Origin of the sequence: Pedobacter aquatilis (genome assembly GCF_032678425.1) — a bacterium.
GTDB classification, from domain to species: Bacteria; Bacteroidota; Bacteroidia; order Sphingobacteriales; family Sphingobacteriaceae; genus Pedobacter; species Pedobacter aquatilis_B.
In genome coordinates, this window is record NZ_JAVTSG010000003.1 from 1 (window position 1) to 24288 (window position 24288).

A 24288-nucleotide genomic window follows, 5' to 3' on the forward strand; every position below is an offset into this window, starting at 1 on the left:
GTACAAAATGCACTTCGGGTTCGCTTTGCACATAAAGGTAGTATATCATAAATAATCTAACTCCGGTAATTAAAAATATGGTTGTGATTACCTGACCAGGCTTCTTTTTTGTTAAGTTTAACTGGATGGTAAAACCAAGTGTAATAGCCGCGTAAACTATCAGTTCTACTATAAAAAATGCAACATGAACAATGCCGTAGGTTGCATGAAAACCGGGTTCAGGTGTATCCAGATAGGCTAAGAAATCTATACATTCTAACAGCAGAAATAATGCATAAATGCCGTAAAGGTAAATGCCCCATTTTATTGCTAAATCGCCGGATTTTAATGCTTCAATAGCGCTTTTCCGGAGTTTTTGCTGTGGTGATTTTTCTATGCTTTCCATAAGGTGATGATTATTTGTACAAAAAACAGCCAGACCGGAGATATCAGAACCAACGCAAAAGCATCTGATACCTCCGGTGGCTGGAGAGACATTAATCACAACATAATTTTATAGCCGATATTGAATGAGTGGTTCGTTCATTTATACATACCGGGCTATTTTTTGCCTAGCTGGCGAAATTGAATTTACCTTCAAATAATTTTCCTACAAGTGGAAGTGGTTTGATAACCTCGTTATTGGCTGCTACTACACCCAATAATAAGAATACAATGCTCAGTCCACTTAAGATTAGCGACAGGAATGATAAGGTTGGGACGATGAATGAAACAACTGTAAGCGCAATTGCTAAAACAAAGGTTAAAATCATCAGACCTAATGCTTGTCCTAAATGGTAGTTTACCAAGGGGTTTCTTTCAGTGCTTTTTTTATACTCTAAATAAGCTACCACCCATCCGATGATGGTAACGTAAGCCAAAATGGCCATTGTTTTGTTTGACATAATAGATTTTTTTTTAGAATGAGTAAATAAAATTATTTAGTACAAAATTAGGTCTGGCATTGCTTTAAGCCAAAAAAATGCAGACTACAATGTGTCTACGAAAAGAAAATGGAGCGTCTACAAATCGTCTACAACAAAAGCCACAATGCGTTGTTACATGTATATTCGCTTAGTTTCGTTACGCTTATTTAACCTCTACACTACCTGCTAAATGTTAAAGAAAATCGCTGTTATATTATCTGTTTTTACTTTTTCCGTTGTGATTGGTCATGCACAGGTTCTGGTTATCGATTCTTTGAAAAAAGCTTTGGATAATGCCAACCGAACTGAAAAGCCCATTTTAATGGCAGAACTGGCCAGGGCAACTTATGAAACGGATGTGAATAAAGCTATCGAACTGGTTATGCAAGCCACCGCATTGGCCAGTAAAGCGCAAGACCAGGGCTTACTTGCATTTACGTATGCTTCGGCGGGGCATTTGCTGATGCGTAAAGGGCAGGAGAAACGTGCGGCTGTCTATATTGACAGTGCGATGCGTTGCGCAGAAAAATCAAATCATGTGCTTTACTCCGGCTATGCCTGGTTACGTAAGGGCTGGTTTGACTTAAATAAAAATAACAATGAAGGGGCAATGTCGGCATTTATTAGGGCCGACAAATTATTAAAGGCCTCGCAAGACAGGAAAGCATTCAGCTATCGTACTTTGATTAACCATTATGCAGCAAGTATTTATGCCTATGGAAGTGATACCTTAAAGCAGCATAAATATGCAGTTTCTGCTTTACAAATGTCGAAAAGGAGCCTGTATCCAGATGATATTCAAATTGGATATATGACATTGGCACACAGTTTTTTCTCTGCTTTTGAGGTCAATACCAAAAAAAGAGTTTTGCTCGATTCAGCAATTTATTATTATCAAAAATCAGCCTCTATTTACCGCCAGAATCACGATAAGATTCTGATTCAGAGCAACGCATCGGTAACAGCGCTTAATCTGGCAAACATTTATTTTAAATATTTTCCGGCCAATTTTAAGGATAGTGCAAACCGTTATGTAAACGATGCGCTTAAAGTTGCGAGAAAAACCAATATGCCTGAAGTGATAGCCAATTGCTATGGTATTATGAGCGAATATGCGATGCAACGGGGTGAGTTTCAAAATGCAGAAAATTACCTGCTCACCGGAATTACCGAATTGGATAAAGCTTCGCCCGGCGTGGATATTACACGTTCGAGAATGATGCTTGGTCTGGCTAATCTGGCAGAGCAAAGTGGCGATAAGGCAAAGGCACTCGCTTATTACAAGCGATATACAGATTATTATAAAAAGGTTTTTGATGCGCAAAAATTGGCTACGGTTCAGCAGCTAGAAGAGCAGTACCAGTCAGAGCAGCGTGATTTAGAAATTGCTGGTTTGCGTGAGCGGGCAAACCTGAATCGGCAAATTAACTGGTTATACGTGGCTATTGGGTCGGCCAGTATTCTTGCTTTGGCTTTGTTATTGGGATTTTACCATTATAAACTTAAAGCTTCGCAGCAGCGGATGTTGATATCTTTACAAGAAAAGCAGGAAGCAGAGCTACTGGCTTCTTTGGGTGAGCAGGAACGGGAAAGGATTGCTGCGCAACAGGCTTTATTGCAAGATAGAACGGAATGGCTGGAGCGTGAGTTATTGGCAGGCACGCTGAAGATAGAAGAAAAGAATACCATACTGGAATTATTGAAAGAGAAATCAAAGGGTTCTGGCGATACAGCTGCGAAGAGTATTGGCAGAATAATTACGCAAAACCTGCGCATGGATAGGGAAAATGCCGACCAACAAAATGCCATTGGAGATATACATCCTGGTTTTTTTAGTGCTTTGCAGGAAAGGGCGGGAGAGGTCTTAACTAAGCTTGATTTGAAGTTATGTTCGTACATTTTAATGGGTTTGGATAATAAGGAAATTGCAAACCGACTTGGTGTAGAGCCTAAAAGTATTCGCATGGCGAGGTATCGTTTAAAGCAAAAACTTGGTTTGCAGAAAGAGGAGAACCTGGATGTAGTGGTTAGGTCTTACGATAAGCGTTATCAGGATGTTTAGATAGTTGTGTAATTAATTTGTTTTAAATCACTAACAGATTGCTTCAGCTCGCACGTGTCTGGCTTCGCAATGACGGGTGTTTTTGAACAGATTGCTTCAGCTCGCAAGTGCCTGGCTTCGCAATGACGGGCGTTATATCAAATCTTTTAAACGCTTTAAGTTTCCCGCTTTCGCGGGAATGACGATGTTCCTAAATTTATTCTTTCCAGTTTGTGGTTAAAGGTTTGTTAATTAAGATGCTTTCGTAGTTTATGACTATTGAATTTTTACCACTGGTGCTTAGTGTTCTGAAAGGCATTTTAATGCCATCGGTTGTGCGGTTATTACTGTAACGGTTTGATTGTGTACTCGTGCCAATCTGGTAACTATCGCTTAGCAAATTATAATCCCGGTCGACGTGAAAAGTATATTGATATCCTTCTACTTGAAATTCGACCAGGTAACCATCTTTTGTAGCCTGAACTTTACCTTTACAAAACGCTGCACGGTTTTTTTGTAGCAAACCGAGCACACCAATATAATCGTTATATTTTGTTTCGAGGAGGCGTTGTTTGTCGCTTATTGTCTTTTTGCCATTATTCCAAAGCCAACCTCCGCCTGGCCCAATCTGTTCGATAGCGATGAGTTTTCCCTGCAGGTACATTTCGTTACGGAATCGGTTTCCGCTCACATCATTATATGATATCAAATCTATATTGCCAACTCTAGCCTTTATCGTGTAGGTTTTAATGTTGTCAAGTGCTGCACCACCATAAACTTTTCTGGTTTCATTAAAAACTTCTGCGGCAGTTGGCAACTTAGTGTTAGCCGTGTTTTTGGAACTATTGCTCGTTTTTTTATCTTCATCACCCATAAAATAAAAGCTACCATCTATAACCGCCATCGCTTTGCTTTTACCACTTGCCGCACTTGCAAAAAAACTGTGTGTAGTCGTATTTCCATTATCGTATTTCAAAGTTAGCGTACCATCTTTAACGATATATTTGCCCTTTCCATCGCTTTTGGTATTTGTTCCGCCACCAATATTATCGCCGGCAATTACGGTTGTAGATTGCTTATCAGTGGTGAAATGACCAGCCCCATCGAAGGATAAATTTCGTCTGCTGCTTGTGCCAACATAGGTTGTACCTGTTGCGATGCCACCGCTTCCATTAATAAATTTAAATTCATAAGTGCCCTTAGGTACGCTATTGTCTAAATCCATTTTGAATAAGGTATAGGTTCCGGCATCCAAATTACCTCCTTTGGTGATGGTAAATTCGTCTTTATCGCCGTTCGAATATAAAAGATGTACGTCTGAACCTTTAATTTCATATTTGCCTCTTATGGCTGTTTTCCAATCTTTCTTTTTGAGCTGATCGGTAAAGGTCTTGTCTTTTCGTAATAAGATAACCACATCGGTTCGGTTCATGCCTCCGCCCAAAGGATTGAGGCTAAGTTTAACACCAGCATATACACCTGGAAAAGAACCGGAAGATTGGCAAGCGCTGGATAGGGCAGTGGTAATTAAAATTAGAATCTGTAATGTGAAATATCGAAACTGCTTCATAAATAGGGTTTTGAGTAGGTTAAATAAATTCAACAAAGCAACAGCCTCGAATGTTTTCTCTTGTTATTTAGTGTTAGGCATATGTTAATTTAAGGCATTTATTTTCAGTAGAAAATTGGTTCAAACGTATTTGTACGTTAAAAATTGCTGCCAATTATCCAAAATCAAACAACTAATAGGAGTATTCTTATTAGTCGTAAAACGAGTTGAAAAGTGCCAAATCTAATCAAAATCGAAATATCTAAATTTTCTATTGTAATATTAATCATACTAAAAATATATTTTTGTATGATTTTTAGTATAGAAAAAGCAGGTGTTTTTACGGCGTCAGTTGGTGGATTATCGGATAACATTTAGTTTTGTACCAAAATCAGACTTATTACATCCTTCGCCCTATGCTTTACGTCTCTTTGATTGCTAAATTCTTCGGAATAGTTCCGACAGAATACCATACAGGAAAACACTTCATATCAAGGCTGCATTGTTTTAAAACAGCATTTTCTGTGTTTGTTAACCATAAATTTTCCTCTAAAACGAATTCGCTCGCTCCGGCATTAATAACCATTCCAGTTGCTAAAAATTTTTTTAGTGTTTTGAAAACCACTATAAGGAATAATTCGTAATTGGCTTAAAACCGAACATTTCATTACCCTATTATATTTTGCGTTTATTTTAACGTGATGCTTATGACTAAAAATCTACTTTTTTCATTTCTTGTGAAGAATATTTCCGGTGTAAAAACCAGTTTTACATCGCCTCGCTTAGTTAGGTTTAACCTAAAGAAATTCAGCGCTTTTTTCCTTGTTTTGCTCAGTTATATTGGTGCCGCCTATGCTGATGGTAGTAAGGATTTATATCAAGGAACTCCGATTGGCAGAAGGGCTTTTTTATATAGCAATAGTAATATTACGGATGCTGGGACTATTAACTCATGGCCCTTTAAATCATTAGGTACGCATTATGTTTATGCGGTATCAGGTGAAAAAATTGCGATGGCATTTAGTGCGGCTGGTGTAGGTAATGCTGCAATAAGAATTACAACTCCAGCAGGTGCAAGTTCAATTGTACCGACCAGTGGAACAACCGGAAAAATTACCAATAGGGCAAATGAGGCGGCTGGTCCTAAACTTACAGCTGCTGATAATATCACAAACCGATATTTACCTGCATATGTTACAGCGGGTACCACGGGTATCTATAAAGTAGAGTTTTTACCTGTTGGCGATCCTGCAGCTGCGGGTGTCTTGAATGCAGAGTTAACCAGTACAAATGTTAATTCCAATGTAGATTGGGCTGCTCCAACCACAGCGAATAGTCAGAGTTTAATTGCTGCATGGGATGTTTCGGTAACCAATTCGGGTGGTACAGCTTTTATTCCGGGCAGGGTTTACACTAATTTGCTAAATCTTTTTGTTATCAATAATGATTTCACTACAGGTTTTTATGGCACTTCCTACGTGCTTACCAAAAACGGAAGGGCATACCGGGTTAAAACCAATGGTATTCACGGTGCTGGTTTTACGTTCTTTGCCAACAATAAAGGTTTGGTTGATGCTAATGGTGCACCAACCTTTAAAAGTTTAAATGCTTCTGATCGTGCAGCGGTAATTGCGGCGGTTAATGATCCAACTACTCAAGATATAACCAGTCCTTCTATACAGGTTACCCACAAAATATTTTACACTACACCATCTGCTGATTTGCCACTCGGTGATCAACCGGTAACTATTGGAACAACGCCTACCACCACCTGGTTGAGGCGGGTTTCGGTCAACCCCGTGATAACCGGGGTTTCGCTGACAGGTGCGGAAGGTACACCAAATAAGGCAGGGCAAAAAGGAGGAACCATAAATTTTACGTCTAGCGAAAATGGTACTTACCAGATAACGATTCCAGCGCCGGTTCCAAGAGTTTTAAATGGAGATGCTGTTGCAGGTTCAAATTCGGTTGTTTGGGATGGTAGAGACGGTAATGGAAATGTTTTGCCTGCGGGTACAACCATCAGTTCCGTTACGGTGCGGTTATTTGCTGCTGAGGTACACTTTCCGTTTATTGATATGGAGATTAATCCGAACGGGATTATTGTAGAGCTTACCAATTCAGCCTATGCCATTCAATCGACCAGTACTGATCCAACCGTTTACAGCGATAAGGTTTCATGGGATGATTCACCAATTTCTGGTGCGGGTACTTTACCAAGAAGTTCTAATCCAGCTGTGCAAACAACAGGTGTATCTTCTGCCTCAAACGGGCACAAGTGGGGTGCTTATGGCACGACTGGAGGTTCAGGTAATAGCGGTACAGGAGGTTTTGATTTTGGTAATGAAAAGACCCTGGACACTTATACCTATATCGAGGCTACCCCGGTTAATCAGCCAGTAGCGATTAATATCGCCGTTGCTGATTTAAGAACAAGAAGCATCACCCCAACGTTTACAAATCCTGTCGCTATAGGCAGTACAGTAACTTATACTGTAATTGTAGAGAATTTAAATAATAGCAGCACAGGTAGTACAAGTTCGGTTTCGGGGGCAGGTTTCAGGTTTGCGGCACCAGCCGGATTTAACATAACCTCTGCCAATATCACTTCTTTTACGGGCACGGTTGTACAACAACCAGGCTCGGCTACAAATACAGGAAATGCTTTTGGCGCTAAATTAGATATGTCGAGTGGTTCTACAGCCACTTACACCATTATTGGTACGGTTGGTACAGCGCTTGGCGGCCAAACGATTGCGGTTGAAGCCAGTATGCTTAGACCGGCCGATACCACCGACCCGGATGCGACCGACCCGAATACTTCGGGCACACCAACCGACCCACATCAGGAGTGTAAGAATGGTACAGCGAACGAAACCTGTAACAACATTGCTTATAACAGTGCGGTAGCGGTAAACAATTACGCAAGTATTGTGGCCTCAACACCTAATGCTTCAGAGCCTGCTACCAATGGTGCATTTACCATCAGCATTCAAAACTCAAGCACAAATGCTACTGTAGTGAGTTACTCTGTTGCGGGTACTGCAACACCTGGTGCCGATTATACAGCCTTAACGGGTACTGCAACCATTCCGGCAGGAAGTACATCTGTAGTTGTTCCGGTAAACGTTATCAACGACCAAATTGTTGAAGGTACAGAAACTGTTATTGTAACGATAACTAGCGCAACCAATGGCGTAACCGTTACGCCAACGGCAGCCAACGCAACGGCTACAGTAAACATTGCTGATGATGATGTTTCGGTTGTCAGTTTGGTGGCCACGACAAATGCAGCTGAGCCTTCAACGAATGGCTTATTTACCTTTACATTGAGCAAAGTTAGTGCTACACCAACCATTGTAAACTACACGGTTAGTGGTACTGCAACCAGTGGAACAGATTATACGGCTATACCAACATCCGTAAACATCCCGGCAGGTGCAACTAGTGCTACAGTATCGGTTCCGGTTATTGATGATAATATTGTTGAAGGTACAGAAACGGTTATTTTAACGATGACTGCTGCAACGAACAATAGTTTGATTACAGCAAGTACCACACCTGTAACCATGAATTTGTTGGATGATGATGTGGCAACGGTTACTGTTGCCGCAACTACAAATGCAGCTGAGCCATCAACGAATGGTCTGTTCACTTTTACATTAAGCAAAGTTAGTTCTACACCAACCATCATTACTTATTCGGTAGGCGGTACAGCTACAAGCGGCGTAGATTATACGTCAATCGGTACAACGGTAACCATCCCGGCAGGTGCAACAACGGCAACTGTATCCGTTCCGGTAATTAACGACCAGATTGTTGAAGGTACTGAGACCATTATCTTGACGATGGCTGCCGCAACAAACAATACGGCTATTACTGCGAGTACTGCTCCGGTAACGATGAACCTATTGGATGATGATGTTGCAACGATTACAGTTGCGACTAATAATGCTGCAGAACCATCAACCAACGGTTCATTTGTGTTTACTGCGAGTAAAGTAAGTTCTACCCCGGTAACCATTTCTTATACCGTTGGAGGTACAGCTACAAACGGAACGGATTATGCAACGATTACTAACTCTATCGTTCTACCTGCAAATACTGCAAGTGTAACCCTTCCTATTACGGTAACAGACGACCAGCTTGTTGAAGGTACTGAATCTGTGATTCTAACCTTTACAGCGGCAACCGATAATCCGAACGTTACGGTAACGCCTGCATCGGCTACGCTAACCATTGCTGATGATGATGTAGCTACAGTAACTGTTGTAGCAACAACGAATGCGGCAGAGCCATCAACCAATGGTTTGTTTACGTTTACAATGAGCAAAGCCAGCACAACTGCAACCACCATTACTTATTCAGTAGGCGGTACGGCAACGAGCGGGATTGATTATACTTCTATCGGTACTTCGGTAACCATCCCGGCAGGGGCTACAACGGCAACGGTTTCCGTTCCGGTTATAAACGACCAGATTGTTGAAGGTACTGAAACGGTTATTTTGACCATGACGGCAGCAACCAACAATGCGGCTATAACGGCCAGTACAACACCAGTTACTTTAAACATTTTGGACGATGATGTTGCCACGATAAGTGTTGCCGCAACAACGAATGCGGCAGAGCCATCAACCAATGGTTTGTTTACCTTTACCATGACAAAGGCAAGCGCTACACCAACCACCATTACCTATTCGGTAGGTGGAACAGCAACAAGTGGCGTGGATTATACCTCAATTGGTACGTCGGTAATCATTCCGGCTGGTGCTACATCAGTAACTCTTTCTGTTCCGGTAATTGATGATAATATCGCCGAAGGCACAGAAACGGTTATTTTGACCATGGCTGCTGCGACAAATAATGCTCTAATTACAGCGAGTACAACTCCGGTAACTTTAAATATTTTAGATAATGATATTTCGGTAGCCAGCATTGCACCAGGCGTAAACGGAAGTGAGAATGGCCCTGTTAATGGTACATTCATTGTAACCTTAAGCAATCCAACCACTGCAAATACCACTTTAACTTATACGCTTGGTGGTACAGCAACAGAAGGCAGCGATTACACGGCAATCACAACGAAAACCGTAACAATTCTTGCTGGTCAGACCACTGCAACGATTACCATTCCGGTAAGAACCGATAATATTGTTGAGGGTACGGAAACGGTTATCGCTACCTTGACTTCATCAAACAATCCTTTAGTTTCGGCAAGCAATTCGCCTGCAACTATTAACATCATCGATAACACAACCTCTACTGTTACCGTTGCGGCTACAACAAATGCAGCCGAGCCATCAACCAATGGTTTATTCACTTTTAGCTTAAGCAATGTTTCAACTACGAATACTCAAATTACCTTCTCGGTAGGCGGAACAGCAACAAGCGGAGTAGATTATACCTCGATTGGAACAACGGTTACTATTCCCGCAGGACAAAGCAGTGTTACTTTAGCGGTTCCGGTTAGAGATGATAATATTGTAGAGGGTACGGAAACTGTTGTTTTAACAATGGTTGCCGCAACTAATAATACAGCCATTACGGCAAATACAAGTCCTGTAACTTTAACGATTGCAGATAATGATACCGCTATTGCGAGCATTGCTCCAGGCGTAAATGGAAATGAAAGCGGACCGGTTAACGGAACGTTTATTGTAACCTTAAGCAATCCATCTTCAACAGATACCCAAATTACATATACATTAGGTGGTACAGCAACAGAAGGCAGTGATTATACAGCAATTACAACTAAAACCATTACCATCCCGGCAGGACAAACAACCGGAACGATTACAATTGCTGTTTTAACAGATAACATTACAGAAAGTACGGAAACGGTAATTGCTACTCTAACCGGAACGAATAATGCCTTAATTTCTGCGAGTGCAACTGCCGCATCGATTAATATTATTGATGCAAATACGGCAAGTGTAAGCATATCAACTGCGGCCACTGTTAATGAAGGTGCTGGTACGGCAACTTTCACCGTTACTTTAGATAATGCAGTTCAAAATGCATTTACGGTAGATTACACGACAGTAAACGGAACAGCACTAGCCGGTTCTGATTATACCGCAACTTCCGGAACCTTAACATTCGCTGCTGGTTCTGCCGCAGGAACGGTTAAAACCTTTACTGTGCCAATTATCAATGATAATATCGCAGAGCCAAACGAAACCTTTAGTGCAACTTTAAGTAACATCACCGGAGGTGCTGTTGTGATTGCAAATGCAACTGCGACAACAACCATTATTGATAATGATGCGGCAACTGCAACCATAACAGCGGGTGTAAATGGTAATGAAAATGGCCCGGTTAACGGAACTTTTACCGTTACTTTAAGCAACCCTGCATCGGCAGATACGCAAATTACCTATACATTAGGTGGAACCGCTACTGAAGGAAGCGATTATACTGCAATTGCAACTAAAGTAGTAACCATCCCGGCAGGACAAACTACTGCAACTATAACCATTCCGGTAAGAACCGATAACATCGTTGAAGGAACGGAAACCGTGATTGCTACTTTAACGGCTTCCAATAATGCAACTGTAGGCATCAGCAATACGCCTGCAAGCATCAATATTTTAGATAATACAACCGCTACCGTTACGGTAGTGACCACCAATAATGCTGCTGAGCCATCGACTAATGGTTTATACACCTTTACTATGTCGAACGTTTCCTCAACTAATACAGTCATTAACTTTACAGTTGGCGGAACAGCAACAAGCGGCACAGATTATACTTCGATTGGTACATCAATTACGATTCCAGCCGGACAAACCAGCGTTACGTTAAGTGTACCTGTTTTAGATGATAATTTAGCAGAGGGTACGGAAACCGTTATCTTAACCATGACGGGTACCAATAATGCTGCAATTACTGCAAGCACTACGCCAGCCACAATTAATATTGTGGATAATGATGTTGCGACAGTTGCGGTTAACAACGTTTCGGTTACAGAAAGTGCAGGCAATGCAATTTTTACGGTTACATTAAGCGGTAATGTTCAAAATGCATTTACGGTAAACTACTCTACTGCAAACGGTACAGCAATTGCGGGTTCTGACTATACTGCAACAAGCAGCTCGGTTACTTTCCCGGCAGGTTCGGTTAATGGTGCAACGCAAACCTTTAGCATTCCGATTTTAAATGATGCTATTGCAGAACCAACAGAAACTTTTACCGTTACCTTAAATAGTATTGGTGCAGGTTCTCCGGTTACCATTCCTGCTGCGGGTGCGACAGGTACCGCCACAATAACAGACGATGATGCTGCAAGTGTAGCCATCAATAGTGTTACTGCTTTAGAGAGCGTTGGTAATATGGTATTTACGGTAACTTTAACGGGGAATATCCAAAATGCGACGACTATAAACTATGCTACCTCAGATAATACTGCTTTAGCGGGTTCTGATTATACCGCCAAAACAGGTTCAATTACTTTCCCTGCAGGTTCGGTTAATGGTGCAACTCAAACCATTTCAATTGCAATTACCGATGATAACGTAAGAGAACCATCAGAAAGCTTTAACGTTACCTTAAGTGGTGCAACTAGTCCGGTAACCATTTCTCAGGCACAGGGTATCGGAACAATTACCGATAATGATGTTGCAACCGTTAGTATCTCAGCAACACCAACCAGTGTTAATGAAGGTGCAGGTACCGCAACCTTCACGGTAACCTTAAACGGTGCTGTACAAAATGCATTCAGCGTAGATTACACTACGGTTAATGGAACAGCTATTGATGGAAGTGACTATACCGCAAGAAACGGAACATTAAACTTCCCGGCAGGTTCTGCAAGTGGTGCAACATTAACCTTCACGGTTCCGATTATTGATGATAATATTGTTGAGCCATCTGAAACATTCTCAGCATCAATCAGCAACATTACAGGTGGTTTAGTAACCATTGCAACTTCCAGCGCAACAGTAACGATTGTTGATAATGATACGGCAGTAGCCAGCATTACGCCAGGTGTTAATGGAAATGAAAATGGTCCGGTTAATGGAACCTTTACGGTAACCTTAAGTAAAGCATCTGCTACAGATACACAGATTACCTATACATTATCTGGCACAGCAACTGAGGGTAGTGATTATAGTACCATCGGTACAAAAACAATTACCATCCCGGCAGGGCAAACTACGGGAACCATAACCATTCCTGTTTTAACAGACGCACTTGTTGAAGGTACGGAAACGGTTATTGCGACCCTGGGTGCAACAAATAATACTGCAATTACCGCAAGCGCTACAGCTGCAACCATAAATATATTAGATAATACAACTTCAACGGTTACGGTTGCGGCTACCACGAACGGGGCAGAGCCATCAACCAATGGTTTATTTACTTTTACCTTAAGTAATTTATCTACTACAAATACCATAATTAACTATACGGTTAGCGGAACGGCAACAAGTGGTGTAGATTATACTTCTATCGGTACTTCGGTAACCATTCTTGCAGGCCAAAAAACAGCAACTGTTAGTGTTCCGGTATTAGATGATAATATTGTAGAAGGTACGGAAACGGTTATCTTAACCATGACTGCCGCTACAAATAATGCTGCGATTACAGCCAGTACGGCTCCGGCTACTGTTAATATTGCCGATAACGATACCTCGATTGCAAGCATTGCACCGGGTGTAAACGGAAATGAAAATGGTCCGGTTAATGGTACATTTATCGTATCATTAAGTAATCCATCATCAACACCAACTACGATTACCTATTCGTTAAGCGGAACGGCAACAGAAGGTTCTGATTACGGAACAATTGTTACGAAAACGGTAACCATCCCGGCAGGGCAAACTTCTGCTACGATTACCATTCCGGTATCTTCAGATGCAATTGTTGAGGGCCCTGAAACTGTTATTGCTACACTTGGTACTTCAAATAATGCCTCGATAACGGTGAATAGCAGTCCTGCAACCATTAACATCATCGATAATAATACCGCAACGGTAAGTATTTCTGCCGGAGCAACGATTAATGAAGGCGATGGAACGGCTACCTTTACGGTAACCTTGAGCACTGCGGTACAAAATGCATTTAGTGTTACTTATGGAACTTCAAATGGGACTGCTCTTGCAGGTTTAGATTATACCACTACAATTGGAACTTTAACTTTTCCTGCCGGTTCTGCCGCAGGAAGTACCTTAACATTCTCTGTTCCAATTACGGATGATAACCTTGTAGAACCAGACGAAAATTTCTCTGCAACCTTAACCAGTGTAACGGGTGGATTAGTAACGATTGGTACTGGAACGGCAACGGTTATTATTATTGATAATGATACTTCTGTAGCCACTTTAGCAGCAGGCGTAAATGGTAATGAAACTGGTCCGGTGAACGGAACGTTTATTGTTACGTTAAGCAAACCATCATCTACAGATACTGAAATTAGCTACACGCTAAGCGGTACTGCAACTGAAGGTTTAGATTATTCGACCATTACCAATAAAATTGTAATTGTTCCGGCCGGACAAACGACCGCCACAATTACCATCCCTGTGTTGCAAGATGCACTAGCAGAGCCAACAGAAACGGTAATTGCGAGAATCAATACTTCAAATAATACTAGCGTTACGATTAATAATACGAATGCAACCATCAATATTTTAGATGCAAGTTCGGCAAGTATAAGTATATCAACGGCTGCTACGGTTAATGAAGGCGCCGGAACTGCAACTTTCACGGTAACACTAAACAGCAATGTACAGGATGCATTTACTGTAGACTATACTACCCAAAATGGAACAGCAATTGCCGGACAGGATTATACTGCAAGAAATGGAACTTTAAGTTTCCCTGCAAATTCTCAGGCCGGTGACACGCAAAGCTTTACGGTAAACATTACTGATGATAACCTTGCTGAGCCAAGTGAGACTTTCAGTGCGGTAATAAGTAACGTTAGCGGAGGTGTAGTGGTTATTAGTAATGCAACTGCAACTACGACAATTATTGATAACGATGCTTCAGTAGCTTCGATTGCTGCTGGTGTAAATGGTAACGAAAATGGTCCGGTTAACGGAACATTCACGGTTGCTTTGAGCAAGCCTTCATCAGTTGATACCCAAATTACCTATAGTTTAAGTGGTACTGCTACGGAGGGTAGTGATTACAGCACAATTGTAACTAAAACCATTACTATTCCTGCATTGGCAACCACTGCAACGATTACCATTCCGGTTTTAACAGATGCAATTGTTGAAGGAACTGAAACGGTTATTGCTACGCTTACCGCATCAAACAATACGCTTGTTAGTGTGAGTAATACGCCTGCAAGCATCAATATTATTGATAATACAACGGCTACGGTAAGTATTACTGCGAGCAGAAATGGTGCTGAACCAGGTACTTCGGGCCAGTTTACTTTCACTTTGAGTAATGTTTCTTCTACGGATACACAAATTACATTTGGTGTAAGTGGCACCGCAACCAGCGGATTAGACTTCACTGCAATTGGTACAACGGTAACCATCCCGGCAGGACAAACAACTGCAACGTTGACTGTACCTGTACTGGATGATAATATTGTTGAGCCTACAGAAACGGTAATTTTAACGATGGTGGCTGCTACCAATAATCCTAGTATAACGGCAAATGTAGCGCCAGCAACTGTAAACATTACGGATAATGATGTTGCCTTAGTAACGCTTGCAGCTGGTAACCAGGGAGATGAAAATGGTCCGGTTAACGGAACATTTACGGTTACTTTAAGTAATCCATCATCTACGGATACTCAAATTTCTTACACGCTAGGTGGTACTGCAACTGAAGGAAGTGATTATACTGCGATTGCGGTTAAAACCATTACCATTCCAGCAGGACAAACTACGGGTACAATTATTATTCCGGTAAGAACAGATAATATTGTTGAAGGAACCGAGACGGTGATTGCAACCTTAACGGCTTCTGCAAATCCTCAGTTCAGTGTAAATACCAGCCCGGCAACGATAAATATTTTAGATAATACAACTGCAACAGTTACGGTTGCGGCTACTGCAAATGGTGCAGAGCCAAGCACACCAGGTCAGTTTACCTTTACCTTGAGCAATGTATCGACCACGAATACGGTTATTACTTATGCCGTATCGGGTACAGCGACAAGCGGTGTAGACTATACACAAATCGGCACATCAGTTACGATACCAGCCGGACAAACTACTGCTACAATTTCTGTTCCTGTATTGGATGATGATATAGCAGAAGGTACTGAAACGGTTATTTTAACAATGCAAGCCTCAACCAATAATGCTGCAATTACAGCAAGCACTGTTCCGGCCACGGTTAATATTACCGATAATGACACCTCTGTAGCAACGATTACCGCTGGTGTAAACGGTAATGAAAACGGTCCGGTTAACGGAACATTTGTGGTGACTTTAAGTAATCGTTCTTCAGTTGAAACACATTTGACCTTTACCTTATCGGGTACAGCAATCGAAGGTACAGATTACAGCAGCATTGTAACCAAAACGGTTACGATTCCTGCAGGTCAGCTTTCGGCAACGATTACCATTCCTACCTTAGTGGATGATATTGTTGAAGGAAATGAAACGGTTATTGGCAGATTAACCTCATCAGACAATAGTTTGGTAAGTGTAAATTCGGCTACGGCAACCATCAACATTATTGATAACACCAAAGCAACCATTACGGTTGCCGCTACAGCGAATGGGGCAGAGCCAAATACACCTGGTCAGTTTACCTTCACCATGAATAATGTGTCGACCACCAATACGGTGATAACGTATTCGGTAAGCGGAACGGCAATTAGTGGAACGGATTATACTTCTATTGGAACAACGGTAACCATCCCGGCTGGTCAGAAAACGGTAACGGTATCTGTTCCTGTATTGGATGATGATATTGTTGAAGGTACTGAAACGGTTATCTTAACGATGGCTGCGGCTACTAGCAATGCTTCGATTACAGCAAGTACAACACCTGCAACAGTTAATATTGTTGATAATGATAATTCAATTGCAACGATTGCTGCCGGTGTGAATGGAAATGAAAACGGTCCTGTTGCAGGAACATTCATCGTAACCTTAAGCAATGCTTCGTCAAGCCCAACAACGATTACTTATACGTTGAGTGGTACAGCAACTGAGGGCAGCGATTACAGTACGATTACAACGAAGAGTGTAACGATTCCAGCTGGTCAGAAAACGGCAACCATTACGATTCCTGTATTAACTGATGCAATTGTGGAGGGTACAGAAACGGTAATTGCTACTTTAACCGCAACTAATAACGGTGCAATAACAGTTGATAATACGCCTGCGAGTATCAATATTTTAGATAATAATACGGCATCTGTCAGCATTAGCACCACACCAACAATAAGTGAGGCTGCGGGCACGGCAACCTTTACCGTTACTTTAAGTAGTGCGGTACAGAACAGCTTCAGCTTCGATTATGCTACTGCTAATGGAACTGCGATTGCAGGTTCGGATTATACGGCGAAAAGCGGAACGTTAACCTTCCCTGCAAACTCTGCGGCAGGAGCGACCTTAACTTTTACCGTTCCGATTATTGATGATGATTTGGTTGAGCCATCAGAAACCTTCTCGGCTACGATAAGCAATATTCAAGGTGGTTTGGTAACCATTGCGAATGCAACGGCTACGGTAACCATTACTGATAATGATACTGCTATTGCAAGTATTGCAGCCGGTTCAAATGGAAATGAAACTGGTCCGGCAAACGGAACATTTATTGTGACTTTAACACATCCATCATCAACAGATACACAAATTACTTATACCCTTGGTGGTACTGCAGACGAGGGCACAGACTACACGGCGATTACGAATAAAACGGTAGTCATCCCGGCAGGACAGCTCACTGCAACGATTAACATTCCGGTTATTGCCGATGCAGTTGCAGAGAGTACAGAAACCGTGATTGCTACCCTGGGTACATCAAATAACCCGGCGATCTCAGTAAATACAACTCCGGCAACGATAAACATTATTGATGCAAATACGGCTAACGTAAGTATTTCAATTAGTGCGCCGAGCGTAAGCGAGGGTATTGGTTTTGTTACCTTATCGGTTACACTAAACGTAGCTGTACAGAATAGTTTTACGGTAGATTATGCAACTGCAAACGGTACAGCAATAGCAGGATTAGATTATACCGCTACGAGCGGAACCTTAACTTTCCCTGCAAATTCTCCTGCCGGAACTGTTTTAACAGTAGCTATTCCAATTATCGATGATAATTTGATAGAGCCAACAGAAAACTTTACTGTTGGATTGAGTAATGTAAGTGGTGCCGATGTCGCCATCGGTACAAGTCCGGCTACGGTTAACATTGCAGATAATGATACCGCGATAGCAAGCATTACCAGCGGTAATAATGCAAACGAAAATGGATTAATCAACGGAACATTTAACGTTACTTTAAGTAATCCATCATCAACGCCAACAACATTAACCTTTACATTAGGCGGTACGGCAACAGAGAGTTCAGATTACCAGGCGGTAACCAAAACTATTGTTATTCCAGCGAATACAACGAGTGCAATAATTACAATTCCGGTATTAGAAGATGCTTCGGCAGAAGGTACTGAAACCGTTATTGCAACACTTGTAAGTTCGGATAATGCTGCAATTACGGTAAGCAATTCGCCAGCTACAATTAATATTCTGGATGAAGATTTGGCTACAGTAAGTATCTCATCAAACCCTACTGTAAATGAGGGTGCGGGTACGGCTACCTTTACGGTTACGCTTAATCATGCGGTTCAAAATGCATTTACTGTAGATTATGTCACTGCTAATGGAACTGCACTTGCAGGTTCGGATTATACGGCTACAAGTGGTACGTTAAGTTTCCCTGCAAATGCTCCGGCTGGTACAGTTTTAACCTTTACTGTTCCAATTACGGATGATAATCTGGTAGAGGGCGCTGAAACATTTACAGCCAACCTGAGTAACATTACGGGTGGCGTGGTAACTATTGGCACAGGAACTGCAACCATATCAATAACAGATAATGATACCGCAATAGCAACGGTTCTTGCGAACACTGATGGTAATGAGAACGGGCCGATAAACGGAAGTTTTACCGTTAATTTAAGTAACCCATCAGCAACAGATACGCAGCTTACCTTTACTTTAGGTGGTACGGCAACAGAAGGTTCTGATTACACCACGATTGCTAAAACAATTACAATTCCTGCTGGTCAAACTTCTGCAACCATTACCATCCCGACTTTAAGCGATGCAGTAGTTGAAGGAACGGAAACTGTGGTTGCTACTTTGGTAAGTTCTAATAACCCTGCAATTTCGGTGAGTAATACACCAGCAAGCATCAATATTATAGATGATAATACGGTTTCGGTAACCATTTCTGTAACGACGGTTAGTGTTGATGAAGCTGCGGGAACAGCAACCTTCAGAGTAACTTTAAGTGGTGCTGTTCAAAATGGCTTTAACGTTGATTACACTACAGCAGATGGTACGGCAACTGCCGGATTAGATTATACGGCTACAAGCGGAACATTGAGCTTCCCGGCAGGTTCTGCGGCGGGCGCAAGCTTAACTTTCACTGTGCCGATTATTGATGATAATTTAGCTGAACCAAATGAAACATTCAGTGCGATTATTACGAATGTATCTGGCGGTTTGGTGAAAATTGCAAACGGTACAGCAACCTTAACCATTATTGATAATGATGCGGCTACAGCCGTAATTGCTGCCGGTGTTAGTGGTAATGAGAACGGTCCGGTTTCGGGTACTTTCATTGTTACGCTTAGTAATCCATCATCTACAGATACACAGTTAACCTACACTTTAGGTGGTACTGCAACTGAAGGTTCGGATTACACAACGATAGTCACTAAAACAGTAACCATCCCGGCGGGACAAACGACTGCAACCATAAACATTCCGGTTGTTGCAGATAATCTTATCGAAGGAACAGAAACTGTTATTGCTACATTGACAGCATCTAATAACGCAACAGTTACTGCAGATAATACGCCTGCACGAATTGATATTTTAGATAATACAAGTGCAACGGTTACAGTAATTGCTAGTGCTGATGGTGCTGAACCTGCAACACCAGGAGAATTTACCTTCACTTTAAGTAATCCATCAACAACAGATACACAAGTTAACTTTACCGTTAGCGGTACGGCAACAAGTGGTGTTGATTACACTTCGATTGGTGCTTCAATTACCATTCCTGCAGGACAAACGGTACTTAAATTATCGGTGCCAGTATTAAACGATAATGTAATTGAGGGTACAGAAACGGTGATTGTAACGATGAATCCGGTAACTAACAATGCCTCAATTACGGCAAGCACTACTCCGGCAACCATTAACATTACAGATAGTGGTTCATCAATTGCGACCATTACTGCAGTTAATGATGGTGCAGAGGCGAATCTTGTTGCGGGAACTTTCAGGGTTACGTTAAGCACGCCATCCGCAACGGAAACTGTACTTACTTATACTTTGAGTGGAACCGCAACCGAAGGCAGTGACTACACCACAATTGTAACTAAAACGGTAAGCATCCCGGCAGGACAATTAACTGCAACGTTTAATATTCCGGTAGTTGCTGACCAAGTTGTTGAAGGTACTGAAACGGTTATTGCTAAATTATTCTCTGTGAATAATCCGTTGATTACCCTTAGTAATGTTGCGGCAACTCTAAATATCACTGACAATAATACCGCCACAGTTAGCTTAACTGGTCCGGCTACTATTAATGAAAGTGCCGGATTAGCAACCTACACGGTAACGCTCAGTACAGCAGTTCAAAATTCGTTTACGGTTGATTATTCTACTGCAAACGGAACGGCCTTATCAGGCTTAGACTATACTGCAACGGCAGGAACTTTAACCTTCCCGGCAGGTTCACTAGCAGGTGCAACCTTAACCTTTACGGTTCCAATTACGGATGATAACCTGGTTGAACCAAACGAAACTTATTCGGCCACCATCAGCAATGTAACCGGCGGTTTAGTAACGATTGGAACAGCAACTGTTAATACAACCATTACCGATAACGATACTGCAATTGCAAGTATTGTAGCCGGTATCGATGGAAAAGAAAATGGCCCTGTTAACGGAACCTTTACGGTAAGTATCAGTAATCCATCATCAACAGATACTCAAATTACCTATACTTTAACGGGTACGGCAACAGAGGGCAGTGATTATACCGCAATTGCAAGTAAAGTGGTTACGATTCCGGCAGGACAAACTTCTGCAATCATAACCATTGGAACGTTAAATGATTCGTTTGTTGAAGGGAATGAGACGGTTATTGCTACATTAACTGGTACAGATAACGGTTCTATCACGGCATCAACAACTCCGGCAACGATAAATATTATCGACAATACAACCGGAACCATCATTGTGGTTACAGCAGCAAACGGTTCTGAGCCATCAACTCCGGGTAGGTTCACCTTTACGCTGAACAATGTTTCATCAACCGATACTCAGATTACCTTTACCGTTTCGGGTACAGCAACATCAGGTGTAGATTACACCAGTATTGGCACATCGATTATTATTCCGGCAGGACAAACATCTGTTAGTTTAGATGTTAATGTGTTGGATGATGACTTGCTTGAAGGAACAGAAACGGTTATATTAACCATGAATTCTGCAACGAATAATGGTTTAATTACAGCGAGCACTATTCCTGCGGTGGTGAATATTTTTGATAACCGTGCGCCAATTGCTTCGGCTTCAGCTTTAACTACAGCAGAAGATACACCAGCGAACGGAACGATTACTGCAAGTGATCCTGATGGTAACCCGCTAACATTTACTGTTGGTAATGCGCCAGGACATGGCACGGTGGTATTAAATACTAATGGTACTTACATTTATACACCGACATTGAATTATAATGGAACTGATGTATTTACCGTGGTGGTGAGTGATGGCAAAGGTGGTTCGACAACCGTAACCATTAACGTAACCATTACAGCTGTAAATGACGCACCAGTAGCGGTTTCGCCAAATATTACAACATTAGAAGATACACCATTTAATGGCACAATAACGGCAACAGATGCGGATGGCGATTTGCTAACCTATACTTTAACCGCTGCTCCGGCTCATGGAACTGTAGTTGTGAAAGCGGATGGTACTTACACTTATACGCCAGCGGCAGATTACAACGGACCAGATGTATTTACGGTAACGGTGAGTGATGGTAATGGCGGTTCGACAGTTGTGACCATTAATGTAACGGTTACGCCAGTAAATGATGCACCTGTTGCAACTGCACAACCAATAACAACGGCAGAAGATACTCCGGTTAACGGCTCTATTGTGGCAACTGATGCCGATGGCGACCCATTAACTTATACCTTAAGTATGCCACCTGCTCACGGTACGGTAACCTTAAACTCAAACGGAACTTACACTTTCGTACCAGCTGCTAATTATTTCGGAACAGATGCTTTTGCTGTAACCGTAAGCGATGGAAACGGTGGTTCGGTAACCGTTGTGGTTAATGTTACCATCACTGCGGTAAACGATGTGCCTGTTGCAAGTGCACAGCCAATTGTTACCAACCAAAATACTCCGGCGAATGGAACAATAACCGCAAGTGATGTTGATGGTGATGTTTTAACATTTGCATTAACAACACCGCCTGCTCACGGTACGGTTACTTTAAATCCTGACGGTACATTCACCTTCAGTCCGGCTACAGGTTACATTGGTACAGATAGCTTTACGGTTACGGTAAGCGATGGTAAAGGCGGAACTGCACAGGTTGTTATTCCGGTTACGGTTAATTTAGTTGGCGCACCAGCGTTTACTTTTACAAAAGCAATTGATGGTGCAATTCCATCAACACTTGGCGCAGCATTAAACTACAAATTGGTGATTACGAACACCGGAAATGTAGCTTTATCAAATATCACCATAACAGATGCTAATGCAACTGTAGCGACCATTCCGGTATCGAGTTTGGCTCCGGGTGCTAGCGTTACGGTTAATGCGGCGCATAACATTACCCAAGCAGATTTAGATGCAGGTTCAGTAAGCAATCAGGCATCTGTAATGCTTGCCGACCCACAAGGTAATAACTACACTAAAGTTTCGGATAACCCTAATACACCTGCTGCAAATGATGCGACGGTTGCATCATTAACTAAAACGGCTTCTGTAATCTTAACAAAAGCTGCAAGCAATACGGTTAGTAAAACTGGTGATGTAATTAATTACAACATCGTGGTAACGAATACAGGTACAGTTACTTTAAGTAATGTCGTAGTCGCTGATGCTGGTGCAGATGCAGGTTCAATAAGTCCTGCAACGGTTGCCACTTTAGCGCCTGGTAGCAGTGTAACGGTAACCGCTAAACACACGATTACTTTAACAGAAGTTAATGCAGGTTCGTTCAGTAATCAGGCTAGTGTAACTGCACTAGACCCACAAGGTGTTGTGGTAAGCAAAGCGAGGTCTGATGATCCGAACACACCGGTTATTGATGATGCAACCGTAACCCCGATTGCTCCGGCATCAATGATTACACTGGTTAAAACTGGTGTATTAAGCACCGATGGAAATAGCATCAACTACAACTTCAGCATTAAAAACACCGGTAATGTTACCTTACACATTATTACCCTAACAGATGCTAAGCTTGGCTTAAACAGGGTAATTCCTGGAACATTATCACCGGGTGCAATTGTAACTGATAGTTATGCATACACCTTAACACTTGCTGATAAAGATGCCGGAAGTGTTACCAATACTGCAAGAGTTACTGGTCAAACGCCTGCAAATGTTACGGTAGCTGATATTTCGGGTACTGCTGAGAATAACGATACACCAACCGTTACCCCGGTAACTGGTGTAACTGGAATAGCGCTGGTTAAAACGGCAACATTTAGCGGCAACCAGGTAACGTATGGTTTTGCAATCAAAAATATTGGTAATGTTACTTTAAATACCATTACGCTAACCGATACGAAACTTGGTATAAATGCGAAGGTAATTTCAGTACCAGGTGGTTTAGCGCCGGGCGCAACCGTTAATGATACTCAGGTTTACACACTTACACAAGCTGACAAAGATTTAGGTACGGTAACCAACTCTGCATCAGTAAATGCGAGAAGTTTAACCGGTGTAGCCGTAAGCGATGTATCTGGTACAGCTGAAAATAACAATTCGGCAACGGTAATCAGCTTCCCTAAATCGCCTGTGGCGGTTGATGATGTTGCTAAAATGCCAGTAAATTCTCCGGTTACCATCAATATTTTAGGAAATGATAATCCTGGTAATTCTTCATTCGATAGATTAACCATTGAGATTACCAGTCAGCCTAGAAACGGAACCGTTCGTGTTAATGCCGATGGAACGATAACTTACACGCCTAATGTTGGTTTTGTAGGGGATGATACTTTTAGCTACAGAATTAAGGATGCTTATGGCTACTATACGAACGTAGCATCTGTAAACCTAAGTTCTAACTTAGCGGGTTTAACCATTCCGAATTTATTTACACCAAATGGTGATGGTGAAAATGACACTTTCGAAATCATTGGTTTAGACCAATATCGTGATAACGAATTACAGATCATTAACCGTTGGGGCAATGAGGTATTCAGGGCTAAAGGCTACCAAAATAACTGGACAGGCGAAGGCTTAAATGAAGGCACATATTATTATTTGCTTCGCATTAAAAATCCTCAAACTAATCAAACTGAGGTGTTAAAAGGATATATTACTTTAATCAGGGCATTTAAAAAATAGGTATAGACTTAAGCGCATCAGTGCTTT

General features: G+C 41.8%; 5 protein-coding genes. 2 read left to right on the forward strand and 3 right to left on the reverse strand.

Annotated features, from left to right (window positions below):
* Positions 1-385 (reverse strand): hypothetical protein (locus tag R2Q16_RS09985; protein WP_316736787.1); only part of this gene is annotated, 385 nt, incomplete at its 3' end.
* Positions 386-551: 166 nt separating this feature from the next.
* A complete protein-coding gene (locus R2Q16_RS09990; protein WP_316736788.1) occupies positions 552-884 on the reverse strand; it encodes a DUF4870 domain-containing protein in 333 nt (110 codons plus the stop codon).
* Positions 885-1095: 211 nt separating this feature from the next.
* Between R2Q16_RS09990 and R2Q16_RS09995 the strand changes: the two genes are divergently transcribed.
* A complete protein-coding gene (locus R2Q16_RS09995; protein WP_316736790.1) occupies positions 1096-2967 on the forward strand; it encodes a helix-turn-helix transcriptional regulator in 1872 nt (623 codons plus the stop codon).
* A 196-nt stretch (positions 2968-3163) separates the two neighbouring features.
* Here the strand turns inward: R2Q16_RS09995 and R2Q16_RS10000 are convergent, their stop codons facing one another.
* Positions 3164-4516, reverse strand: coding sequence for a hypothetical protein (locus R2Q16_RS10000; RefSeq protein ID WP_316736792.1), 1353 nt, complete (start codon positions 4514-4516; stop codon positions 3164-3166).
* 686 nt (positions 4517-5202) lie between these two features.
* Between R2Q16_RS10000 and R2Q16_RS10005 the strand changes: the two genes are divergently transcribed.
* Positions 5203-24261, forward strand: coding sequence for a Calx-beta domain-containing protein (locus tag R2Q16_RS10005; protein ID WP_316736794.1), 19059 nt, complete (start codon positions 5203-5205; stop codon positions 24259-24261).
* The last annotated feature ends 27 nt before the right edge of the window (positions 24262-24288 follow it).

Coding starts and splice junctions, on each gene's coding strand:
- R2Q16_RS10000 (WP_316736792.1), bottom strand. CDS start 4,516: ATGAAGCAGTTTCGATATTTCACATTACAGATTCTAATTTTAATTACC.
- R2Q16_RS10005 (WP_316736794.1), top strand. CDS start 5,203: ATGACTAAAAATCTACTTTTTTCATTTCTTGTGAAGAATATTTCCGGT.
- R2Q16_RS09990 (WP_316736788.1), bottom strand. CDS start 884: ATGTCAAACAAAACAATGGCCATTTTGGCTTACGTTACCATCATCGGA.
- R2Q16_RS09995 (WP_316736790.1), top strand. CDS start 1,096: ATGTTAAAGAAAATCGCTGTTATATTATCTGTTTTTACTTTTTCCGTT.